Origin of the sequence: Pseudomonas gregormendelii, assembly GCF_017114825.1 — a bacterium.
In the GTDB taxonomy this organism is placed as follows: domain Bacteria; phylum Pseudomonadota; class Gammaproteobacteria; order Pseudomonadales; family Pseudomonadaceae; genus Aquipseudomonas; species Aquipseudomonas gregormendelii.
Genome location: NZ_JADEVO010000027.1, coordinates 62,240 through 85,031, shown reverse-complemented (window position 1 = coordinate 85,031; position 22,792 = coordinate 62,240). Strand labels below are relative to the sequence as shown.

General features: G+C 60.9%; 16 protein-coding genes. 9 read left to right on the top strand and 7 right to left on the bottom strand.

Annotated elements, in window-relative coordinates; translation table 11 throughout:
* A partial coding sequence (locus IMW75_RS18565; protein WP_205893427.1) for a hypothetical protein occupies nt 1-242 on the top strand: 242 nt, incomplete at its 5' end.
* Between the two features lie 797 nt (nt 243-1,039).
* On the opposite strand, the gene IMW75_RS18560 is transcribed toward IMW75_RS18565, so the two are convergent.
* Together IMW75_RS18560 and IMW75_RS18555 are read right to left on the bottom strand one after the other, a co-directional pair.
* A complete protein-coding gene (locus tag IMW75_RS18560) occupies nt 1,040-1,297 on the bottom strand; it encodes a hypothetical protein (RefSeq protein ID WP_205893426.1) in 258 nt (85 codons plus the stop codon).
* A 303-nt stretch (nt 1,298-1,600) separates the two neighbouring features.
* Nucleotides 1,601-3,184: a peptide chain release factor 3 gene (locus IMW75_RS18555; protein WP_045060017.1), complete on the bottom strand. Its 1,584-nt coding sequence runs from the start codon at nt 3,182-3,184 to the stop codon at nt 1,601-1,603.
* A gap of 468 nt (nt 3,185-3,652) precedes the next feature.
* Here IMW75_RS18555 and IMW75_RS18550 point away from each other — a divergent pair, with 468 nt between their 5' ends.
* The 5 genes from IMW75_RS18550 (at nt 3,653) to IMW75_RS18530 (ending at nt 8,734) form a co-directional block, all read left to right on the top strand.
* Complete coding sequence (locus IMW75_RS18550) at nt 3,653-4,369, top strand: ABC transporter permease (protein ID WP_045060018.1); 717 nt, start codon at nt 3,653-3,655, stop codon at nt 4,367-4,369.
* A gap of 20 nt (nt 4,370-4,389) precedes the next feature.
* Nucleotides 4,390-5,298, top strand: a complete 909-nt coding sequence (locus IMW75_RS18545) for a glycine betaine ABC transporter substrate-binding protein (protein WP_414704656.1) — start codon at nt 4,390-4,392, stop codon at nt 5,296-5,298.
* A gap of 12 nt (nt 5,299-5,310) precedes the next feature.
* Nucleotides 5,311-5,964: an ABC transporter permease gene (locus tag IMW75_RS18540; RefSeq protein WP_205893425.1), complete on the top strand. Its 654-nt coding sequence runs from the start codon at nt 5,311-5,313 to the stop codon at nt 5,962-5,964.
* A complete protein-coding gene (locus IMW75_RS18535; protein WP_045060020.1) occupies nt 5,961-7,118 on the top strand; it encodes an osmoprotectant ABC transporter ATP-binding protein OsmV in 1,158 nt (385 codons plus the stop codon). The genes IMW75_RS18540 and IMW75_RS18535 overlap by 4 nt, the downstream gene beginning before the upstream one ends.
* 452 nt (nt 7,119-7,570) lie before the next feature.
* Complete coding sequence (locus tag IMW75_RS18530; RefSeq protein ID WP_045060021.1) at nt 7,571-8,734, top strand: type III PLP-dependent enzyme; 1,164 nt, start codon at nt 7,571-7,573, stop codon at nt 8,732-8,734.
* A 194-nt stretch (nt 8,735-8,928) separates the two neighbouring features.
* On the opposite strand, the gene IMW75_RS18525 is transcribed toward IMW75_RS18530, so the two are convergent.
* Entirely contained in the window at nt 8,929-9,690 is a 762-nt protein-coding gene (locus IMW75_RS18525) for a tetratricopeptide repeat protein (RefSeq protein WP_205893424.1), read from the bottom strand.
* Nucleotides 9,687-10,367: a Fe2+-dependent dioxygenase gene (locus IMW75_RS18520; protein WP_045060023.1), complete on the bottom strand. Its 681-nt coding sequence runs from the start codon at nt 10,365-10,367 to the stop codon at nt 9,687-9,689. Before IMW75_RS18520 ends, IMW75_RS18525 begins: the two co-directional genes overlap by 4 nt.
* 207 nt (nt 10,368-10,574) lie before the next feature.
* Here IMW75_RS18520 and IMW75_RS18515 point away from each other — a divergent pair, with 207 nt between their 5' ends.
* Together IMW75_RS18515 and IMW75_RS18510 are read left to right on the top strand one after the other, a co-directional pair.
* Entirely contained in the window at nt 10,575-12,911 is a 2,337-nt protein-coding gene (locus IMW75_RS18515) for a TonB-dependent receptor (RefSeq protein WP_205893423.1), read from the top strand.
* A gap of 258 nt (nt 12,912-13,169) precedes the next feature.
* Nucleotides 13,170-15,698: a PepSY domain-containing protein gene (locus IMW75_RS18510; RefSeq protein WP_205893422.1), complete on the top strand. Its 2,529-nt coding sequence runs from the start codon at nt 13,170-13,172 to the stop codon at nt 15,696-15,698.
* Between the two features lie 253 nt (nt 15,699-15,951).
* Here IMW75_RS18510 and IMW75_RS18505 read toward each other — a convergent pair whose 3' ends face one another.
* Genes IMW75_RS18505 through ptsP form a run of 3 tightly spaced genes read right to left on the bottom strand, consistent with a single transcriptional unit; the run spans nt 15,952 to nt 21,505 of the window.
* The gene (locus IMW75_RS18505; protein WP_205893421.1) at nt 15,952-17,691 is read right to left on the bottom strand and encodes a PTS fructose-like transporter subunit IIB; all 1,740 of its coding nucleotides are present in this window, start codon (nt 17,689-17,691) and stop codon (nt 15,952-15,954) included.
* An 11-nt stretch (nt 17,692-17,702) separates the two neighbouring features.
* Complete coding sequence (gene pfkB, locus IMW75_RS18500) at nt 17,703-18,644, bottom strand: 1-phosphofructokinase (RefSeq protein ID WP_045060028.1); 942 nt, start codon at nt 18,642-18,644, stop codon at nt 17,703-17,705.
* Nucleotides 18,644-21,505, bottom strand: a complete 2,862-nt coding sequence (ptsP, locus tag IMW75_RS18495) for a phosphoenolpyruvate--protein phosphotransferase (RefSeq protein ID WP_045060029.1) — start codon at nt 21,503-21,505, stop codon at nt 18,644-18,646. Before ptsP ends, pfkB begins: the two co-directional genes overlap by 1 nt.
* 289 nt (nt 21,506-21,794) lie before the next feature.
* On the opposite strand from ptsP, the gene cra reads away from it, so the two are divergent.
* Nucleotides 21,795-22,790 carry a catabolite repressor/activator gene (cra, locus tag IMW75_RS18490; protein WP_045060030.1) on the top strand — a complete coding sequence of 332 codons (996 nt, stop codon included), beginning with the start codon at nt 21,795-21,797 and terminating at the stop codon, nt 22,788-22,790.
* Nucleotides 22,791-22,792: the final 2 nt, after the last annotated feature.

Here is a 22,792-nt window from a genome sequence, read left to right as displayed (position 1 = left end):
CCAGGCTTCGCCATTCTTGTGCTGGCAAAATAGGAAGTGGGCTAATTGCCACAGATGAAGAAATCGGGAGCATAGCTTCGGGGGATCAGATGGTGGCTTTGAATGTGGGGTTCATGGAGCGGATACGTTTGAAGCAGCACCGGCTGGCGTTAAGTTCGTTCTTCAGGGATAAATTTCAACCGCACCAACTCGTTGAAATTGACTTATCAGACCAGACGAATCAGCAACTTCCAAAGGGATAAAGGCTGCGCCAACCTTAATTATTGCAATAATACTGACAACCAGATCGACGGAAGCCTCGGCATATACCCCGATGCGGGATTCAGAGGTGGCCCCAGTTGAATGAAAAGGCTGGCAAGGTCATTCGACAGCCTATCAAGCTCTTGATACGCAATGGTTTTATCCACCCCCACTAATGCTTCGATCACGTTGACACTCTTCAAGCGTCGATCTAGTTTTCAATATAGACATCACACTCAATCGCACAATAGAAAAAAATCGATATATCAATTTACAGAAATAGCTGTAGGAACATTCTGTAGGTCCGCGCCACCGACAAGCTCTAAACCATCTCAATATGTTTCAAATAACTGCGTGGTATTTACCGGAAACGGTTTTGGCAATAACGAAAAATCTCTGCCATCAGCCAGGGGGGGGGGGTTAAATACGGGCGACAGAAAGCCGTAACCATGCAGCGGGCAATGCACCCAAAATGAGGTGACTTATCCAGGCGAAGATTGAGAGGGTGTAGAGCTACGGCACCGAAGAACCGGCCCTGCGCCTGCTCGACAACCGCCAGGTGGCTTGCCACTACGCCGAGCAGCTTCTGGATGGCGCGACATGACGGTGTACTAAAAAACCTGTGGGAGCGGGCTTGCCCGCGATGGCGTCCCGCCAGGCGACTTTAATGTCACTGCGGCATCGCCATCGCGGGCAAGCCCGCTCCCACAGGGTCAGGTGTTGGTTGTCCAAAAACCTCTTCTGCCTCGACTGCGTAACGGTCGGAGTGAAGGGGTTTTCTTTTGCCCGAAATTACCTCTTACGTCTGGCTATCGCCTTCATCCGGGTCGTCGGAATCCGGCTCCTCGGTAGTGGAATCATCGTCGTCCGCGCTACCGCCCTGCCCCTGGTCACCGGGCTCGCATTCGGACTTGGCGATCATCAGGCCTGAGTGCCCTACCTGCCCGCTCGATGCCTGTTCACCGTGATCGGGGCATTCGGCCCGCGCTGCGGACATGCCAACGGACATAATCACCAAAACCTTTAGCAACAGCAAAATGCGTTGAAGAATGCTCATAGCCGAATTCATCCTTTCTGAGATGCAGCATGGGTGCCTGCCGGCGCGTAACCCGGTTACCGTGGAGCTGACTGAAATCTAGTTCCAATCGGCCGGGTTCTCCAGATAGGACGCCAGCGAAAAGAAGTAATTGCCGCTAATCGACAGATTGGTTTGGAATAATTGTTAGGCCAAAAGATCAAAAGATCGCAGCCTTCGGCAGCTCCTACGGGTATACGCCGAAGGCTGCGATCTTTTGATCTTCGCCAGAAACCAAAAACCCCGAGGCTTTCGCAACGGGGCTTTTGTGTGACAGCTCAACGCTTAGTGATGCTCACGCGTCGCACGGAATTTCACGTCCGGCCAGCGCTCTTCCATCAGCGCCAGGTTGACCCGGGTCGGGGCGAGGTAGGTCAGGTGACCGCCGCCGTCGACCGCGAGGTTTTCCACAGCCTTGACGCGGAATTCCTCCATCTTCTTCTTATCGTCGCAATCGATCCAGCGCGCCGAGTACACGGTGATCGGCTCGTAGGAGCACTCGACCTTGTATTCCTCTTTCAAGCGGCTGGCGACCACGTCGAACTGCAGCACACCCACGGCGCCGAGGATGATGTCGTTGCTGCGCTCGGGGAAGAACACCTGGGTCGCGCCCTCTTCGGCCAGTTGCTGCAAGCCTTGGCGCAGCTGTTTGGATTTCAGCGGATCGCGCAGACGCACACGACGGAACAGCTCCGGGGCGAAGTGCGGGATACCGGTGAAGCCCAGGACTTCGCCTTCGGTGAAGGTGTCGCCGATCTGGATGGTGCCGTGGTTGTGCAGGCCGATGATGTCGCCGGCGAAAGCTTCTTCCAGTTGCTCACGCTCGGAGGAGAAGAACGTCAGCGCGTCGCCGATCCGTACATCCTTGCCGGTGCGCACGTGGCGCATCTTCATGCCCTTTTCGTATTTGCCGGAGCAGATACGCATGAAGGCGATACGGTCGCGGTGTTTGGGGTCCATGTTCGCCTGGATCTTGAACACGAAGCCGGTGAATTTCTCTTCGATCGGTTCCACGGTGCGCTCGTTGGCGACCCGCGCCAGGGGTTTTGGCGCCCAATTGATCACGGCGTCCAGCACGTGATCGACACCGAAGTTGCCCAGGGCAGTACCGAAGAACACCGGAGTCAGCTGGCCGTCGAGGAATTCCTGTTGGTTGAATTCGTGGCAGGCGCCCTGCACCAGCTCCAGCTGGTCGACGAAGCGGTCGTACTCGTCGCCCAGATGCGCGCGGGCTTCGTCCGAGTCGAGCTTCTCGATGATCTTCACATCAGTACGTTCGTGGCCGTGACCGGCGGTGTAGACGATGATGTAGTCGTCGGCCAGGTGATACACACCCTTGAAGTCGCGGTAGCAACCGATCGGCCAGGTGATCGGCGCAGCCTTGATCTTCAGGACCGCTTCGATTTCGTCGAGCAGTTCAATCGGGTCACGGATGTCGCGGTCGAGTTTGTTGATGAAGCTGACAATCGGCGTGTCCCGCAGACGGCAGACGTCCATCAGCGCGATGGTCCGTGGCTCCACACCCTTACCGCCGTCGAGGACCATCAATGCCGAGTCGACCGCCGTCAGGGTACGGTAGGTATCTTCGGAGAAGTCTTCGTGGCCCGGGGTGTCGAGCAGGTTGACCATGTGGTCGCGATACGGGAACTGCATGACCGACGTGGTAATGGAAATACCCCGCTGTTTTTCCATTTCCATCCAGTCGGAGGTGGCATGGCGGTCGGACTTGCGAGACTTCACCGTGCCGGCAACCGCGATCGCCTTGCCCATCAGCAGGAGCTTCTCGGTGATGGTGGTCTTACCGGCATCGGGGTGGGAAATAATGGCGAAAGTGCGGCGTTTCGCGACTTCGGCGGCCTGTTTGGTCATGGGAAATCGCCTGGCAGGTGATTCAAAAAAGGGCGGCGAGTATAGCTTAAAACGCGCCCCACGGACCACCGCTCGTACCCTCCCCCAAACACCTTCGGCAGCTCCGACGGTGGCTATTTGCTGTTATTTATGGAACCTTTTAAAAGGTAGAGACGTCCACTCCCCTGTTACAGCACTCGTGTCAGGGGCTGATAAATCAGCAAGTTAGCCTGACGAGGCTGCGCTTATGGCTCGATAAGCCGCACGCATTTCCCCTGTAGGAGCGAGCTTGCTCGCGATGGACGTCAACGATAACGCGGGCTATTCGGTTAACCGCGGTGTCGGGACATTTTTCGCGAGCGAGCTCGCTCCTACAGGGAAGGCGTGCGGCATGAGCTGCTTCTCGCGAACGTTGCATTGCCCGGCAGCCAGGAATGGCACTGCCACTCGGGACTGCGTTCGCCGACAAAGAAAAAAAGGAGTCCGCCTGTGGCTATTCGCTATGGCAAAGGGCTGATAGGAGGTGCGGTTGTCGTCGCACTCCTGGCCCTGCTGGTCCACTGGATCGGCATCAATACGATCGAACATTACCGCGACGATTTGTTGTTTTACCTGCAAGCCCATTTGATGCTCGTCCTCGCTTCCATGCTGGCCGCCCTTGTTGTGGGCATACCCGCCGGTATCTTCCTCAGTCGCCCAACCATGGTTGGCCGTGCTGAACGCTTCATGCAAATCTTCAACATCGGCAACACCGTGCCGCCCCTGGCCGTACTGGCCATCGCCCTGGGCATCCTTGGCATCGGCAGTGGTCCCGCGATCTTCGCCCTGTTCCTTGCCTCGCTGTTGCCGATCGTGCGCAACACCTATGAAGGCCTGAAAAACGTCCAGGGTTCTCTCAAGGAAGCAGCCGTCGGCATCGGCATGACGCCGACTCAAGTGCTGTGGCGGGTCGAACTGCCAAACGCCGTACCGATCATCATCGGTGGTGTGCGTGTGGCCCTGGCGATCAACGTCGGTACGGCACCGCTGGCCTTCCTGATCGGCGCCAACAGCCTGGGCAGCCTGATTTTCCCTGGCATCGCCCTGAACAATCAGCCGCAACTGCTGCTCGGCGCGGCGTGTACCGCCTTGCTGGCCTTGCTGCTCGATGGTCTGGTGACACTGGCCAGCCGCCTCTGGCTCGAACGCGGCTTGCGCCCGTCTTAAGCCTCGGCAAAGGAATATTTATGAAAGCTCTCCACCTGAAAGGCATGACCTTGATAATGGGCTGTGTCCTGCTGTTCGCAGGATTGGCTCAAGCCGCTGAAAAACCGGTGATTCGCATCGGCGCCCGGGTGTTCACCGAACAGACCCTGCTCGCGGAAATCACTTCCCAGTACCTGCGCACCAAGGGTTACGACACCCAGGTGACGGGCGGTCTGGGCAGCAACCTCGCTCGCAGCGCTCAGGAAAGCGGTCAACTGGACCTGATTTGGGAATACACCGGCGTGTCGCTGGTGGCTTACAACCACATCACTGAAAAGCTCGACAGCGCCCAGTCCTACGCCCGGGTGAAAGAACTGGACGCAAAAAAAGGCCTGGTCTGGCTCACCCCGTCGAAGTTCAGCAACACCTACGCCCTGGCACTGCCGGAAACCACCGCCAAGGCTTATCCGCAGATCAACACCATCAGCGAGCTGAACACGGTGATGCAGGCTGAGGCGAAGACTAACCACCTCGTCGCCCTGGACACCGAGTTTGCCAACCGTTCCGACGGCATGGCCGGCATGGTCGAGCTCTATGGCATGAACCTGACCCGGAAAAACACGCGCCAGATGGATGCCGGGCTGGTCTATACCGCCCTGCGTAATGGCCAGGTGTTCGCCGGCCTGGTCTACACCACCGACGGTCGCTTGAACGCCTTCAAACTCAAGTTGCTGGAAGACGACAAGCACTACTTCCCGGACTACACCGCAGCACCGGTGGTACGCCAGGCTTACCTCGACGCTCATCCCAAACTCGCGGAAGAAATCAAACCGCTGGCCGAGCTGTTCGATGACGAGACCATGCGTGCTCTGAATGCGCGGGTCGACGTCGGTCACGAAAGCCCATCATCCGTTGCCGCCGATTTCCTGCGCCAGCACCCAATCAACTAAGGAGGAAAAGACATGGAATTTTTGAACGCCTTTTCCCATCTCGACTGGGCCCAGGTGGCGCATCTGACCTGGCAGCACATCACCCTGGTCGGCATTGCCGTGACCCTGGCGATCGTAGCCGGCGTGCCGCTGGGCATCCTGATGACCCGTTTCCCGGCACTGGCCGGGCCGCTGCAGGCCAGCGCCACGGTGCTGCTGACGGTGCCGTCGATCGCACTTTTCGGCCTGCTGCTGCCGTTCTACTCCAAATTCGGCCAGGGCCTGGGGCCGATGCCGGCGATCACCGCCGTCTTCCTGTACTCGCTGCTGCCGATCATGCGTAACACCTACCTCGCCCTGACGGGCGTGGAACCTGGCATTCGCGAAGCCGCCCGCGGTATCGGCATGACCTTTGGCCAGCGCCTGCGCATGGTCGAGCTGCCGATTGCAGTGCCGGTGATCCTCGCCGGTGTACGCACCGCCGTGGTCATGAACATCGGTGTCATGACCATCGCCGCCACCATCGGTGCCGGTGGCCTGGGTGTACTCATTCTCGCTTCAATCAGCCGCAGCGATATGTCGATGCTGATCGTCGGCGCCGTGCTGGTCAGTCTCCTGGCCATCTCCGCCGACCTGCTTCTGCAATGGCTGCAACGCACGCTGACTCCAAAAGGACTGCTCAAATGATCGAACTTCAAAACCTCAGCAAGACCTTCCAAAGCAACGGCAAAGATGTGAAAGCCGTGGACTCCGTCAGCCTGACCGTCAATGAAGGCGAAATCTGTGTGTTCCTCGGACCATCGGGCTGCGGCAAAAGCACCACGCTGAAAATGATCAACCGCCTGATCAAGCCCACCTCGGGCAAGATCCTGATCAACGGCGAGGACACCACCGACCTCGACGCCGTGACCCTGCGCCGTAACATCGGCTATGTGATCCAGCAGATCGGTCTGTTCCCGAACATGACCATCGAGGAAAACATCACCATCGTCCCGCGCCTGTTGGGCTGGGACAAACAGAAATGCCACGACCGCGCCCGCGAGTTGATGAGCATGATCAAGCTTGAACCCAAGCAGTATCTCAATCGCTACCCGCGTGAACTGTCGGGCGGCCAGCAGCAGCGGATCGGTGTGATCCGCGCGCTGGCGGCAGATGCGCCATTGCTGTTGATGGACGAACCGTTCGGCGCGGTCGACCCGATCAACCGCGAGATGATCCAGAACGAATTCTTCGAGATGCAACGCGCGCTGAACAAGACCGTGATCATGGTCAGCCACGACATCGACGAAGCGATCAAGCTGGGCGACAAGATTGCGATCTTCCGCGCAGGCAAATTGTTGCAGATCGATCATCCGGACACCTTGCTGGCGCACCCTGCGGATGACTTTGTCAGCAACTTCGTCGGCCAGGACAGCACCCTCAAGCGCCTGTTGCTGGTGAAGGCTGAAGACGCGGCGGACAACGCGCCATCGGTCAGCCCGGAAACCCCGGTGGCCGACGCCCTGGAGCTGATGGACGAGCATGACCGCCGTTATGTGGTGGTGACGGATGGTGAGAACAAGGCGCTGGGCTATGTCCGACGTCGTGACCTGCATCGCCAGGCCGGCACGTGCGCGCAATACCTGCGCGAGTTCAACGCCACGGCGGCCTACGACGAGCATTTGCGCATCCTGCTGTCGCGCATGTACGAGTTCAACCGCTCGTGGTTGCCAGTGATGGACGCGGATCGGGTGTTCCTGGGTGAAGTGACCCAGGAGTCGATTGCCGAGTACCTGAGTTCCGGCAAGTCCCGTGGCGGCAAGACCAGCATTGTTTCGCCAGCCGAGACTGCGGTCGCCTGACAAAAAATAACTGTAGGAGCGAGCTTGCTCGCGATGCACTCAATGGCCCCGCGGGTATCAGGTTCCCTGCGTTATCGTTGACGTCCATCGCGAGCAAGCTCGCTCCTACACGTATTCAAATCTCCCTTCTTGGGGAACATCACACTGTCATGCAGGTCGGTTACATCAGTAACTGTCCAGGACCGCACGACGGAAGCGTGCAAAAACGCGACATTTTTTGTTGATCTCGAGCCCCTCACGCCCTAAAGTTCGCGCCGAACGTCCATGCTGGAAACGATCCATCCGGCTCAAGTACTGACGACGAGACAGCAAGGCCAAGGGAAGCACCGCCTCCCGTGGCCTTTTTTGCTTTCGGCGACATGCCTTGGGAAGTAGGCGAACCAAAGTGGGGATACGGAGGACGTTCATTTACACCCATTGACCAAATCAGTTTGCCCTTAGGAGTCTCCAGCATGTCGATCAACGTCGAAGATTATTTCGAGCGCGCCACCTTTGACAAAATGAAGGCGTTCGCCGACAAGCAAGAAACCCCGTTCGTGGTGATCGACACCGCGATGATCAGCCAGGCCTACGATGACCTGCGCGCCGGTTTCGAGTTCGCCAAAGTCTATTACGCGGTAAAAGCCAACCCGGCGGTCGAGATCATCGACCTGTTGAAAGACAAGGGGTCGAGCTTCGACATCGCATCGATCTACGAGCTGGACAAGGTCATGGACCGCGGCGTCAGCGCCGACCGTATCAGCTACGGCAACACCATCAAGAAATCCAAAGACATCCGTTATTTCTACGACAAGGGCGTGCGCCTGTTCTCCACCGACTCCGAAGCCGACTTGCGCAACATTGCCAAGGCTGCACCGGGCTCGAAAGTCTACGTGCGTATTCTCACCGAAGGCTCGACCACGGCCGACTGGCCTTTGTCGCGCAAATTCGGCTGCCAGACCGACATGGCCATGGACCTGCTGATCCTGGCCCGCGACCTCGGCCTGGTGCCTTACGGCATCTCCTTCCACGTCGGGTCGCAACAGCGCGACATCAGCGTCTGGGACGCGGCGATCGCCAAGGTCAAAGTGATCTTCGAGCGCCTGAAAGAAGAAGACGGCATTGTGCTCAAGCTGATCAACATGGGCGGTGGCTTCCCGGCCAACTACATCACCCGCACCAACAGCCTGGAAACCTACGCCGAGGAAATCATCCGCTTCCTCAAGGAAGACTTCGGTGACGACCTGCCGGAAATCATCCTGGAGCCGGGCCGTTCGCTGATCGCCAACGCTGGCATCCTGGTCAGCGAAGTGGTGCTGGTTGCGCGCAAATCCCGCACCGCCGTCGAGCGTTGGGTGTACACGGATGTGGGCAAGTTCTCCGGCCTGATCGAAACCATGGACGAAGCCATCAAGTTCCCGATCTGGACCGAGAAGAAAGGCGAGATGGAAGAAGTAGTCATCGCCGGCCCCACCTGCGACAGCGCCGACATCATGTACGAAAACTACAAATACGGCCTGCCACTGAACCTGGCAATCGGTGACCGTATGTACTGGCTGTCGACCGGTGCCTACACCACCAGTTACAGCGCCGTAGAGTTCAATGGCTTCCCGCCGCTGAAATCGTATTACGTGTAAGCGGTAGCCGCGCAAGACAAAAAGCCCATGACACGTCATGGGCTTTTTTGTGCCTTGAAATGCAATCCCTGTAGGAGCTGCCGCAGGCTGCGATCTTTTGATCTTGTTTTTCAAAGGCCAGATCAAAAGATCGCAGCCTGCGGCAGCTCCTACGCAGGATTGCATTGCAGCTTCGGTTTCGTCATTGCCAGCCGTTACAGGGGACCGCGTTCCAATTCGGTTTGGCGCTGGGCGTAGTCGGTTGCCAATGCGCGGATTTGCGGATCGGCGGCGCTCGCCAACGCCTGGCTCGCCACCCGCAGGAAATTCAGGTTCCCGCCCGCCAGCGCCTTGCGCAACCAGCCCAGCGCTTCTGCGACATTGCCTTCATCCGCCAGCACCGCGGCATAACTGAACTGCCCGCGAAAATCGCCGCCAACCGCCGAGCGTCGATACCAGTCACGCGCCGCCTTCGGATCAACCGGGCAGCACTGGCCTTCTTCGAGATAACGCCCCAGCAGGTTCATCGATTTCGCGTGGCCAAGCCCGGCGGCACGGCGATACAGAGCAAGTGCCTGCCCCTGATCTTCCGTTACCCCACGCCCGGTTGCCAGCAGGTTGGCGTAGTTGTACATCGCCCAATCCAGGCCTGCGTCTGCGGCGATCCGATAATGCCCGGCCGCCACTGCGGCGTCCGCAGCGCACCCCCACCCGTGTTCATGGCAGCGACCCAGCATGTTGCGCGCCATCAGGTGGCCGCGTTTCGCCGCGATCTCGAACCAGCGCAGGGCCAGTGGCAAATCCTGCTCGATACCTTGCCCGTCCAGCAGGATCTGCCCGAGCAATGCCTGGGCATCCAGGAGGTTCTCGCGGGCGGCGATCAGGATGGCCTGGGCAGCACGCGCCGGGCTTTCGTCGAGCATGGCCTTGAGCCGTTCACCGTCCAGAACTTCCTCGCGGCGCAATTGAAAAGTCATACCTCGACCCAGCGGCGCAGCAGGTTGTGATAGGTGCCGGTCAGGCGGATCAATGAAGGATGATCGGGCATGTCCTGAGTCAACTGACGGATCGCCCCGTCCATCTCGAACAGCAGCGCGCGCTGGCTGTCCTCGCGCACCAGGCTCTGGGTCCAGAAGAACGAGGCAAAACGTGTCCCGCGGGTAACCGCGTTGACCTTGTGCAGGCTGGTGCCGGGATACAGGACCATATCACCGGCAGGCAATTTCACCCGCTGGGTGCCGAAGGTGTCCTGGATCTCCAGTTCGCCGCCGTCATAGTCCTCAGGCTCGCTGAAGAACAGGGTGGCCGACAAGTCGGTGCGCACACGCTCGATACTGTTCTGCGGCTGGCGCACTGCGTTGTCGATATGAAAGTCGAAACTGCCGCCCGCCGTGTAACAGTTCAGCAACGGCGGGAAGACCTTATGCGGCAGGGCAGCGGACATGAACAGCGGATTTTTCCACAGCCGTTCCAGCATCGCTGCGCCGATTTCCTTGGCCAGTGGATGGCCTTCCGGCAGCTGCAAATTATGCTTGGCCTTGGCCGATTGGTAGCCCGCCGTGATTTTGCCATCCGCCCAATCCGCCTGCTCCAGGGCCTCCCGGATACGCTGCACTTCTTCTTTCGCGAACACGCCGGGAATGTGCAGCAACATGGAGGCAATACCTGCAGGCAAAGGGATGGCAATGGTATTGATTCTTATTGACTGTGTAAAACCCTCGCGACGAACGAATCAGCAAAAACCGTAAGGTTAAATTGTAAAGAATGTAAATTCAGTGCGAATAGTAATGTTTCGCAATTGATACGAATACCTGTTTACCCTATATTCCGCGACCTCAAATCCTTGGGGAGGGGAATTTCAATGTCACGCCAACAACTACAATCACCTGTCAGTTCACCGCGTTTGCTCGCGTCTGCAATTGGCGTGGCAATCACTGCCGGCTCCGCAGGCCAAATGGTTTTCGCCGCAGAGAAGACCGACGCCAAGGCGCAGGGCAACACGATCTCCCTGGACGCCACCTCGATCAACGCTGAAGCTCAGGAAGCGACCAGCTACAACGTCGAAAAAGCCTCCTCGCCCAAGTACACCGCACCACTGGTAGACACGCCGCGCTCTGTCACCGTGATTCCGCAACAGGTACTCAAGGACACTGGCGCCCTGAACATGCAGGATGCGTTGCGGACTGTTCCGGGCATCACGTTCGGTGCCGGTGAAGGTGGCAACCCCCAGGGTGACCGCCCATTCATCCGTGGTTTCGATGCCCAGGGCGATACGTACCTGGACGGCGTGCGCGACACCGGCTCGCAAAGCCGCGAGATCTTAGCGGTAGAGTCGATCGAAGTCAGTAAAGGCCCGAACTCGGCCATTGGCGGCCGTGGCGCTGCCGGTGGCAGCATCAACATGGTGAGCAAGAGGGCCCATCTGGGCGATTCCCTCGACGGTGGATTCACCTGGGGTTCGGACCAGACGCAACGCTACACCTTCGACGGCAACTACCAGTTCACCGACACCGCCGCTGGCCGTCTGAACCTGATGAGCCACGAAAGCAACGTCGCCGGCCGTGATAGCGTCGACTACGACCGCTGGGGCATCGCGCCGTCCGTGGCTTTCGGCCTGGGTACCGACACCCGCGTCAATCTCGATTACTACCATCTGGAAAGCAACGACACGCCAGACTCGGGCATTCCGTACAGCATTCCGGTTGCCGGTTCTGCCGCGCGCACCAAGTCCAACCCGGACACGCCGGATGACGGTGGCGACAGCAGCAACTTCTACGGCCTGGACGGACGCGACTTCCGCAAGGGCCGCACCGACACCGCGACCATCGCCATCGAGCATGACCTGAACGATGCCCTGACCGTGAAGAACACCCTGCGCCACGGCAGCAGCATGCAGGATTACATCCTGACCCAGCCAGACGACTCCAAGGGCAACGTCAACAATGGCAGCGTCTGGCGTCGTGCCAACACCCGTGTCAGCAACACCGACACCACCACCAACCAGACCGATCTGTTTGGTGACGTGTACATCGCCGGGTTCAAGAACAGCTTCGCCACCGGTATCGAGTTGAGCCACGAGAAGAGTCAGAAGTCCTCGTACAGCGTCGACACCGATACCACTCCAGGCGGCAACCCAGTCACCACCAACTGCAGCCCTGCACTGATTGGCGCGCCAAGCGGCTACAACTGCACCTCGCTGTCGAACCCGAACCCGAGCGATCCGTGGAACGGCGCAATCTCGCGTAACTACGCCGGCACCGACACCTCCAGCACCACCCGCGCACTGTACGTGTTCGACACCCTGGAATTGTCCCAGCAGTGGCTGGTCAACATGGGCCTGCGCTACGACCACTTCGACACCAAGTACAAGACCTACAATGCTGCCGGCGCGACCGTGGTGACCAATGGCAACGCCTCCAAAGGCAAGGACACCAGCGAGTTCATCACCGGTCAGTTCGGCGTGGTCTACAAGCCGGCTGAGAACGGCAGCATCTACGCCTCGTACGCTACGTCAGCGACGCCGCCGGGCAATACCCTGGGCGAAGGTCAGGAAGGCAACCCGCTGGGTGGCACTCCGGATCGCACCGGCAACCTGCTGAGCAGCGACATGGAGCCGGAAACCACCAAGAACTACGAAATCGGTACCAAGTGGGATCTGCTCAATGATCGCCTGTCCCTGACCGCCGATATCTTCCGCACCGAAAAGGACAATGCTCGTGTTCAAGTGGACACCACGTCCTATGAAAACGCCGGCAAGACCCGCGTGCAAGGTATCGAACTGTCGGCCAGCGGCAAGATCACTGACAAATGGCAGGTCTTCGCCGGTTACGCCTACATGGACAGCGAGCAAGTCGACGGCGGCCCACTGGGCGCAGCCAACGATGGCAACGAACTGCCTAACACGCCGAAAAACAGCGCCAGCCTCTGGACGACCTACCAGGTCACGCCGAAGCTGACCGTCGGTGGCGGCGCGTTCTACGTCGATGACGTGTTCGGCAGCGTGGCCAACACCACCATGGTTGATGACTATGTTCGCTACGACGCGATGGTTGCCTACAAGCTGACCAAAAACGTGGACCTGCAGCTGAACGTGCAGAACCTGACCGACGAAACCTACTACGACAAAGCCTTCTCGACCCACTTCGCCAACCAGGCGGCGGGCCGTACGGCATTGTTGAGCACCAACTTCCACTTCTGATAAAGGGTGAACTCCACCCATAGCAGGAGCGAGCTCGCTCGCAATGGACGTCAACGATGACGCGGGCAGCCTGATACCCCGTGCTGTTCTCGAGTTTTTCGCGAGCAAGCTCGCTCCTACGGGTAGCGCCGCGCGTTACCGCCTGGCCCCGTTCATCCAGATGAACGGGGCTTTTGTGCGTAATAGACAAGGCATCCCGTCAACCCACGGCATAATGCGCGCCGTGATGATTATTTTCGAACGAACAAGGCGAGCGACGTGTTGAAGAAAACCCTGTTCCAGCTGCACTGGTTTTTCGGCATCAGCGCCGGGCTGGTCCTGGCCCTGATGGGCATCACCGGGGCGACCGTGTCGTTCCAGGATGAAATCCTCAGTGCGCTGAACCCATCGGTGTTGCAGGTCCAGAAGCAGGTCGCCGGCGTCCTGCCGCCTGCCGAACTGGTGGAACGCATCGAAGCGGCCTCCGGCAAGAAAGTCTCGATGCTCAGCGTCGAAACCGACAGCGGCGCAGCGGCCAAGGTGTTCTTCACCCCCAAGCCCGGCGAGCGCCGCGGCGAGATGCGCTACTTCGATCCCTACACCGCCGAGTTCATGGGCGATGCCGCCGGCCAGGGCTTTTTCGGCCTGATGCTGCAACTGCACCGCTTCCTCGCCATGGGCGATACCGGCCGGCAGATCACCGGGGCATGCACGCTGATCCTGGTGTTCTTCTGCCTGTCCGGCCTGTACCTGCGCTGGCCCCGCCAGTGGAAAAGCTGGCGCGCCTGGCTGACCCTGGACTGGAAGAAAAAAGGCCGCAGCTTCAACTGGGACCTGCATTCGGTCGCCGGCACCTGGTGCCTGCTGTTCTACCTCCTGGCGGCACTCACCGGCCTGTCATGGTCTTACGAGTGGTACAACAAGGGCCTGACCCGCTTGCTGTCCGATTCACCGCAAAATGAGCGGGTGCGCGGCGGACGCGGGCCTGCCCCCAGCGGTCCGGCGCCGACAGCCGACTACGCGGCCATGTGGAGCAGTATCTACAGCGCTGCGGGTCCCGCACTGAGCGCCTACAACATTCGCATGCCGCCTGTGGCCGGCCAGCCGGCGACCGTGTTCTATCTGCTGAACACCTCACCCCACGACCGCGCCTTGAACCAGATCACCCTCGATCCCGCCACCGGCATCGTCAAGCGGCATGACCGCTACAGCGACAAGAGCCTCAAGGCGCAGTTGCTGACCAGCATTTACGCCCTGCATGTCGGCAGTTACTTCGGGATTGTCGGGCGGGTGATCCTGACCCTCAGTGCCCTGACCATGCCGTTGTTCTTCATCACCGGCTGGTTGCTGTACCTCGACCGTCGACGCAAGAAAAAGCACATCAGAGACGCTCGCAACGGCCTTGCCCAACCGTCGGTCGACGCCCCATCCTGGTTGATCGGGTTCGCCAGCCAGAGCGGCTTTGCCGAACAGTTGGCCTGGCAGACCGCCGGGCAATTGCAGGCCGCCGGCTTGCCGGTGAAAGTGCAGCCACTGGCCAATGTCAGCGAGCAGGACCTGCAGGATTCAAGCAACGCGCTGTTCGTGGTCAGTACCTTTGGCGACGGCGAAGCGCCGGACAGCGCCCGGGGTTTCGAGCGCAAGGTGCTGGGTCGCGCCATGAGCCTGGACAGCCTGAACTATGCGGTGCTGGGCCTCGGTGATCGGCAGTATCAACACTTCTGCGGATTCGCCCGACGCTTGCACACCTGGCTGGGCGAGCATGGCGGCAAGACGCTGTTCGCCCCGGTGGAAGTCGACAGCGGCGACCCCTACGCCTTGCGTCACTGGCAGCAGCAACTCGGCCAGCTGACCGGACAGGCGCCCCTGGACACCTGGCAAGCACCCAGCTACGACAACTGGACGCTGACCCGCCGCGAACTGATGAACCCGGACAGCAGCGGTTCGCCGGTCTACCTGTTGGGCCTGACCGCCCCCACTGCCAGCGGCTGGCTCGCCGGTGACCTGGTGGAGGTACTGCCGCGTAACTGCTCATGGGCGATCGAGCACTTCCTCGATGGCCTGGGGATAGACGGTCGAGCCACCGTGACCCTCGATGGCCTGGCACAAACCCTGGAGCAGGCCCTGGCCAGTCGCCAACTGCCGCAGAACCGCGCGCATCTGGTCGGCCTGCATGCCCAGTCGCTGGTGGATGCACTGGTGCCGCTGGCCATGCGCGAATACTCCATCGCCTCGATCGCCGCCGACGGCATCCTGGAACTGATCGTGCGTCAGGAAGTGCACCCGGACGGTAGCCTGGGCGTCGGCTCCGGCTGGTTGACCGAGCACGCACCGGTAGGTGGCAGCATCAGCCTGCGGGTTCGGCGCAACAGCAGTTTCCACCTGCCAACCGAGCCGGTACCGATGATCTTGCTGGGCAACGGCACTGGCCTGGCCGGGCTGCGCAGCTTGCTCAAGGCGCGGATCGCCGATGGCCAGCAGCGGCATTGGCTGCTGTTCGGCGAGCGTAATCGCGAGCACGACTTTCTTTGTCGCGATGAGCTGCAGGAATGGCTGGTTTCGGGGGATCTGGAGCGTCTGGACCTGGCGTTCTCGCGAGACCAGGCGCAGAAGATTTATGTGCAGGACCGGCTGCGCGAGTCGGCCGATCTACTCAAGCAATGGCTGGCCGAAGGCGCCGTGATCTACATCTGCGGCAGCCTGCAGGGCATGGCCTCAGGGGTGGATCACGTACTCAACGAAGTGCTGGGAATTGAACACGTCGACAAGCTGATCGAGCAAGGCCGCTATAGACGCGACGTTTACTGAAACCCAAAATCCCGGGATATCCCCTGTGGGAGCAAAGCTTGCTCGCGATGGCGTCTCCAATCCAGCATTGATGTGACAGCTGGACCGCTATCGCGAGCGAGCTTTGCTCCCACGGTCGGCTCTGCGTGCGCCGCCGATACCCTGTAGGAGCGAGCTTGCTCGCGATGGTCGTTAACGAAGACGCGGGGAAGCTGATGCCCAGCGCTGCCTTCGGTCTTTTCGCGAGCAAGCTCGCTCCTACAGGTGACTGCTATCAGGCCTTGGCGGGCTCGAGTGCCAGTTCGACGGCTTCCGGGCGTTTGAGCAGCGCATAGGCCACCGCCGTCACCAGGCTCCCTGCAACGATCGCCAGCAGATAGAGCAAGGCATGGTTGATCGCATTCGGAATGGCCAGCACGAACAACCCGCCGTGCGGTGCCATGAGCTTGCAGCCGAAGTACATCGACAACGCACCCGTCAGCGCCCCACCGGCGATACTCGCCGGAATAACCCGCAGCGGATCCTTGGCAGCGAAGGGAATCGCGCCTTCGGAAATGAAGCACAGCCCCAACACAAAAGCAGCTTTACCCGCCTCCCGCTCTGACTGGGCGAACTTGCGCCGGGCGATGAAGGTGGCGATGCCCAACCCGATCGGCGGCACCATCCCGGCGGCCATGGTCGCGGCCATCGGTGCGTAACTCTGCGATGCCAGCAGCCCTACCGAGAACGCGTAGGCGGCCTTGTTGATCGGCCCGCCAAGGTCGACGCACATCATGCCGCCGAGCAACACGCCCAGCAGGATCGCGTTGGTGGTGCCCATGCTGTCGAGGAATTGAGTGAGCCCTTCCAGCATCCCGGCTACGGGTTTGCCAACCACATAGATCATCACCAGGCCGGTGAACAAACTGGCGAGCAACGGGATGATCAGGATCGGTTTCAGCGCTTCGAGGCTCTGCGGCAATCGCGCATAACGATTGATCGCCTTGGCGGCATAACCGGCGATGAAACCGGCAATGATCCCGCCGATGAAGCCCGCGCCAAGGGTGCTCGCCAGCATACCGCCGATCATCCCCGGCGCGAGGCCCGGGCGGTCGGCGATCGAGTAGGCGATGTAACCCGCCAGCAACGGCACCATCAGTTTGAATGCGGTATCGCCACCGATCTGCATCAGCGCGGCAGCCAGGGTGCCCTCCTCCTTGAACGCGGTGATGCCGAACACAAACGACAAGGCGATCATCAAGCCGCCTGCCACGACCATCGGCAGCATGAACGACACGCCGGTCAGCAAGTGCTTATAGACGCCCGTCTTCTCCTGCTTGGCGGGGCCTTTGGTTCCACTCGCTGCAGTTTCCTGCGAGCCCTCGGCCAGCGCTTTGTTGAGGGTGGCCTCGGCTTGCTTGAGGGCGATACCCGTGCCGCAGCGGTAGATTTTTTTCCCGGCAAAACGCTCGGTCGCCACCTCGATGTCACAGGCCAACAGCACCACATCGGCCTGGGCAATGGCCTCGGCACTCAGCGGATTGCGCGCGCCGACCGACCCCTGGGTTTCGACTTGCAGGTCGTAGCCCAGGCGCTTGGCCGCTTGCTGCAGGGCTTCGGCGGCCATGAACGTATGGGCGACACCGGTCGGGCAGGCGGTAATCGCCACCAGTCTCGGCGTGGTCTGGCCGGTGGGCAATGCCTGGGCAACGGCTTCGGGGGCCTCGTAAATCTGCGCCTCATCAGCGCCCTTGCGCAGCACCGCCTCCACGTCCTGCAGGGCCTGGGCCGGAGTGCTCTGGAACACGCGCTTGCCGACGAATCTCGACATGTCCACAGGCGCACTGGTCACCAGCAATACCCACTCGGCCGCCTCCAGCGTGGCCGCCGACAATTGCCGCTCAGGGTGCGCCGCATCGGTAACTTCGACACTGGTGCTCCAGCCCTGACGCTGCGCTGCAGCATCCAGCAAACGGGCGCACAGCACACTGGTGACCATGCCGTTCGGGCAGGCCGTAACAATGGCTAACTTCATGACAATCCCTCTTATTGTTCTGTCAGGGGGCGTACGCGCACACCCTGTTCGAGCTGCGCCAATTGCGCGGTGTCGCCAATGCCGAAGCCAATCTGGGTCACGGCCATCGCGGCAATCGCCGTGGCGGTGCGCAGGGTCTGTTCAGGCGTGTCGGCGCTGAGCAAACCGTGGAGCATGCCGGCAAGCAACGAATCACCTGCGCCCACCGTGCTGGCGACGCTGACCTTGGGCGGCGTGGCGTGCATCGCCGAGCCAACGCTGAACCAGTTCACACCTTGCGCGCCATGGGAAATCACTACGTGCTCGATACCTTGCGCGTGCAAGCGACTCGCGACTTCGGCCTGCGCAGCCACCGACACCACTTCGCTATCGAATACCTCGGCCAGTTCTTCGGCGTTGGGCTTGATCAGCCAGGGTCCGGCCTTGAGCGCTGCGCGCAGGGCTTCGCCGCTGGTGTCGAGGGCCACCTTCAGGCCGAGATTCTTCAGACGCTCGATCAGTGCCTGCAACCATGCCGGGCTGACACCCTGGGGCAAACTGCCGGCGACGACGACCGCGTCATGATCGGGTGCGATTTCATCCAGGCGGTCAAGCAACGCCTGCTGCGCCGCCGCGCTGACCAGCGGTCCCGGACCGTTGACGTCGGTGATGCGCCCATCGCTCTCGGCGAGCTTGAGGTTGCTGCGGGTTTCACCCGGAACACGAATGAACGCATCGACAAAGCCGCGCCTGGCGAACAGCGTCTCGAATGCCTGGGGATTGTCTGCACCGAGAAACCCGCTGACCGTCAATTGATGCCCGAGGTCTGCCAGTACTTGCGCCACGTTCACGCCCTTGCCGGCCGCGTGGGTGTGCATCTCGTCACTGCGATTGACCTGGCCGGGTTCAAGGCGGGGCAGCTGGACAGTGAGGTCCAGTGCCGGGTTGAGGGTCAGGGTCAGGATCTTGGCCATTACAGGGCCTCCACTAGTGCGCGTACTTCATTCGCGCTGCCGACGGCCAGGGCCTGGCGGGCAACGGTTTGGGCCTGGGTGAGGCTGAGCTCGCGGATGCGCGCCTTGACCTCGGCGATGCTGCGACCCGAGACACTCAACTCATCCACGCCGAGGCCGACCAGTACTGGCACCGCCAGTGGATCGGCAGCCAGCTCGCCGCACACACCGACCCATTTGCCATGCGCGTGGGCGGCTCGCACGGTGATGTCGATCAGTTGCAGCACCGCCGGGTGCAAGCCGTCCGCCTGCGCCGACAGGGTCGGATGACCGCGGTCGATGGCCAGGGTGTACTGGGTCAGGTCATTGGTGCCGACGCTGAAGAAGTCGACTTCCTTTGCCAGCACCGGCGCCAGCAAGGCCGCCGACGGCACTTCGATCATGATCCCCAGTTGCAGGTCCGCCACGGGGATTTCCAGGCGCAGGCGCTCGGTCATGTCCCGGGCCTGGCGCCACTCGTCGACGCTACCGACCATGGGAAACATGATGCGCAATGGCCGGTTGTCCGCGGCCCGCAACAAGGCCCGCAATTGCGCTTCCATGACCTTGGGACGTTGCAGGGTCAGGCGAATGCCCCGCACTCCAAGGAAAGGGTTTTCTTCCTTGGCGATCGGCCAGTACGGCAAGGGTTTGTCACCGCCGACATCGAGGGTGCGTACCACCAGCGGGCGACCGGCGAGGCCATCGAGCACGCGGCGATATTCCAGCTCTTGCGTGGCCTCGTCCGGCAGTTGCGGATGAGCCATGAAGATCAGTTCGGTACGCAGCAGGCCAATACCTTCGGCGCCCTGCTCCACGGCACTGGTGACACCCGCACTTTCGCCAATGTTGGCAAACACTTCGACGGCGTGGCCGTCGCTGGTCAGGGCCGGTTGATGCCGTTGCTCGGCGGCGGCCTTGAGCCGTTGTTCGCGGGTATCACGTTCTTCGGTAGCGCGCTGCAAGGTGGCGGCGTCGGCGTCCACGTGCAGGCGACCGCGCTGGCCATCCAGAAGCAATGGCGTACCTGGGGCCAGCAGCAACACGGCCGCGCCCGCACCGACCAGGGCCGGAATGCCCAGGGCCCGGGCGACGATTGCACTGTGTGCCGTAGCGCCGCCGCGTGCAGTGAGGATGCCGGCAACGCGCGCCGGGTCGAGACGTGCCACATCGGAAGGACCGACTTCGTCCATCACCAGGATGTAGGGTTGATCCGGCTCGCTCGGCGTCTCGATGCCACAGAGTTGCGCCAGCACCCGGCGCCCGATGTCCCGCAGGTCGGCTGCGCGTTCGGCGAGCAATGCATCCTGCAAGGCTTCCTGTTGCCGGGCCGCCGCTTCGATCACCGCCATCCACGCAGCTTCCGCGCTTTCGCCCTGCTTGAGACGGGTGTCGACTTCGTCGGTGAGTTCCGGGTCGTCGAGCATCTCCTGGTGGGTGATGAAAATCTCGCGGATGGCCTTGGCCTTGCTCCGTTCGATCAACCCTTGAATGTCTTGCCGCACCTGGGCCAACGCCAGTTTGAGACGCTCGCGCTCGATGGCGGCCGACTCTCCCCGCAGCGGGTATTCGATGGCTTGCAGCACCTGGATATGCGCCGGGCCGATGGCGATCCCGGGAGCGGCGGCGATCGCCTGAACCAGGCTGCCGGATGCCGGTGCCAGAAGCACCTCGGCGATGTCGGTGAGCACTTCTCGCTGCTGGCTCACGGCGGGCAATGGCTCGACTTCCTCACCAAGGCCCTCTTCGATGGCAGCCAGCAGAGCGGGCAACGCGTCAGCGGCAATTCCCGGCTCGGCGACAAATTCCAGCACCTGACCACGGCGCGCGCCAAGGCTCAGCAGCTTGCTCAAACTCTTCACCGACACCGCGCTGTCCTGGCCATCGACGATGCGGACTCGGATCTCGCCGTCAAAACCCTTGGCCAGTTGAGCGAGGATCTTCGCCGGGCGTGCGTGCAGGCCATGGGCGTTGGCCAGGGCGATTCGTGCGCTTGGCCAGTCGGCAGGCAATTCCCCGCCCAGCACTTCGAGGACTTTGCGGCTGCTCGTTGCACGGCCCAGCTCATGGCCACGCCCTTCGATCAACAACGCGCACAGACGCTCTAGCAGGGCCTGATGCGCCTCGCCGAGGCTGGCCAGACAGAACAGGCCACTCAGCGGCTGGCCGAGGTAGCGCATCGGCTTGTCCGGCGTGACGAAGGCCAGGCCAGGACGCTTGACTGTCTGTTCGCTGTGCAGCCACCACAAACCATCGCCCAGCGGCAGCGCTTCAACCTGCTGCAGTACCGCAGCGAAACCATTACTCACACAATCCGCCTGGCGCAGTAGACGGGCACCGCGCCACACCAGCTCTTCGAAGTCGTCGGCGGACACACCCAGGCCAATCATCTGGGCATCCAGCGCCAGTTCCTGCGGTGCGCCCTGCAGGAGTTTGAGCAAGGCTTCGGCGCTGCTGGCACGACGCAGGGCCTGGCCCAGGTCGGTCTCGCCCAAGGCGCGGGTCAGCAGTTGCAGCAGGCGCAGGTGTTCATCGGATTTGGCCGCGATGCCGATCGCCAGGTAGACAATCTGCCCGTCGCCCCAGTCCACCCCTTCGGGGAACTGCATCAGGCGCACGCCGGTGGAAAACACCTGGTCGCGGGTATCCGGGGTACCGTGGGGGATGGCAATACCTTGACCGAGGAAAGTCGAGCCCTGGGCTTCCCGGGCTTGCAAGCCGGCGAGATACCCCTCGGCGACCAGTCCATCGGCAACCAGGTGCTGGGCCAGTAAATGCAACGCTGCGGACTTATCCACGGCCGATTGGCCCATGGATATCTGCTCAATAGTGAGCTCGAGCATGCTTTCTCCTTTTTGGCGCCGACAAGGTGCCAGGTATTGTTTTGGATAGTTCAGCTTAGGCGCTTGTTCAGCAAATTTGGCAGTTTCACAGCAGAACTGGCCAAGGCGCCTTAAACGTAGAAAATACGCCTGCTGAAACGTTTAATCTAGAAAGATTGGCACGTTACTCGATAATGTCCCATCCTTGAAGTCCAGATTGTCGGATGCGCTGCCACAATGGTCGCCTGCCTGAATCGGGTAGGATTGGCGAAAATGTCGGGCAAGCTCGAAAAAACAAGGAAAACCCGAGTTGAAACTCAGTGATATCGCCCAGTTGGCTGGGGTCTCCGTGACTACCGCCAGTTACGTCATCAATGGCAAGGCTGCACAGCAGCGCATCAGCAGCGCCACGGTCGAGCGCGTGCGCGCGGTAGTCGAACAGCATGGCTTCACCCCCAATCCACAAGCGGCAGGTTTGCGCAGCCGGCACACCCGCACCCTGGGGTTCATTCTGCCGGATCTGGAAAACCCCAGTTACGCGCGAATCGCCAAATTGCTCGAACAAGGCGCGCGGGCCCGTGGCTATCAGCTGCTGATCGCCAGTTCGGACGACGCACCCGAGAGCGAGCGGCAACTGTTGCAGCTGTTTCGCGCCCGGCGCTGCGATGCGCTGATCGTCGCCAGTTGCCTGCCCAGTGGCGACGACAGCTATCGCCAGCTGCAAGCCAAGGGAATTCCCATCATCGCGATCGACCGGGTCATGGAACCCGAGCATTTCTGTTCGGTGATCAGTGACGACCGCGAAGCCAGTCTGCAATTGACCCGCAGTCTGTTGCAGCCCTTGCCTACGCAGATTGCCCTGATCGGCGCGCGCCCTGAACTGAGCATCAGCCAGGAGCGTGCTGCAGGCTTCAAGCAGGCGTTGGCCGGGTTTGATGGCGAGGTGCTGATAGAGCACGGCGAGTCCTTCAGCCGCGAATGTGGCAAGCAGTTGATGGAGCAAATGCTGCAACGCCTGGGGCACCTGCCCGATGCGCTGGTTACCACCTCCTATGTGTTGTTGCAGGGCGTGTTCGATGCCTTGCACGATTTCCCACTGAAATCCCGGCCGTTGCGCCTTGGCACATTTGGCGACACCCAGTTGCTGGATTTCCTGCCACTGCCGGTGAATGCCATGGCCCAGCAACATCAGCTGATCGCCGACAAGGCCCTGCAACTGGCATTGGCGGCCATCGAGCAGTCGGACTATCAACCTGGCGTGCAAGCCATCGCCCGGACCTTCAAGCAGCGTATTCGCCAGGACTGAAT

What these genes read in the sequence shown, in the direction of transcription:
- IMW75_RS18560 (WP_205893426.1), bottom strand. Translation starts at nt 1,297, where the DNA reads ATGAGCATTCTTCAACGCATTTTGCTGTTGCTAAAGGTTTTGGTGATT.
- IMW75_RS18555 (WP_045060017.1), bottom strand. Translation starts at nt 3,184, where the DNA reads ATGACCAAACAGGCCGCCGAAGTCGCGAAACGCCGCACTTTCGCCATT.
- IMW75_RS18545 (WP_414704656.1), top strand. Translation starts at nt 4,390, where the DNA reads ATGAAAGCTCTCCACCTGAAAGGCATGACCTTGATAATGGGCTGTGTC.
- IMW75_RS18540 (WP_205893425.1), top strand. Translation starts at nt 5,311, where the DNA reads ATGGAATTTTTGAACGCCTTTTCCCATCTCGACTGGGCCCAGGTGGCG.
- IMW75_RS18535 (WP_045060020.1), top strand. Translation starts at nt 5,961, where the DNA reads ATGATCGAACTTCAAAACCTCAGCAAGACCTTCCAAAGCAACGGCAAA.
- IMW75_RS18530 (WP_045060021.1), top strand. Translation starts at nt 7,571, where the DNA reads ATGTCGATCAACGTCGAAGATTATTTCGAGCGCGCCACCTTTGACAAA.
- IMW75_RS18525 (WP_205893424.1), bottom strand. Translation starts at nt 9,690, where the DNA reads ATGACTTTTCAATTGCGCCGCGAGGAAGTTCTGGACGGTGAACGGCTC.
- IMW75_RS18520 (WP_045060023.1), bottom strand. Translation starts at nt 10,367, where the DNA reads ATGTTGCTGCACATTCCCGGCGTGTTCGCGAAAGAAGAAGTGCAGCGT.
- IMW75_RS18515 (WP_205893423.1), top strand. Translation starts at nt 10,575, where the DNA reads ATGTCACGCCAACAACTACAATCACCTGTCAGTTCACCGCGTTTGCTC.
- IMW75_RS18505 (WP_205893421.1), bottom strand. Translation starts at nt 17,691, where the DNA reads ATGAAGTTAGCCATTGTTACGGCCTGCCCGAACGGCATGGTCACCAGT.
- pfkB (WP_045060028.1), bottom strand. Translation starts at nt 18,644, where the DNA reads ATGGCCAAGATCCTGACCCTGACCCTCAACCCGGCACTGGACCTCACT.
- ptsP (WP_045060029.1), bottom strand. Translation starts at nt 21,505, where the DNA reads ATGCTCGAGCTCACTATTGAGCAGATATCCATGGGCCAATCGGCCGTG.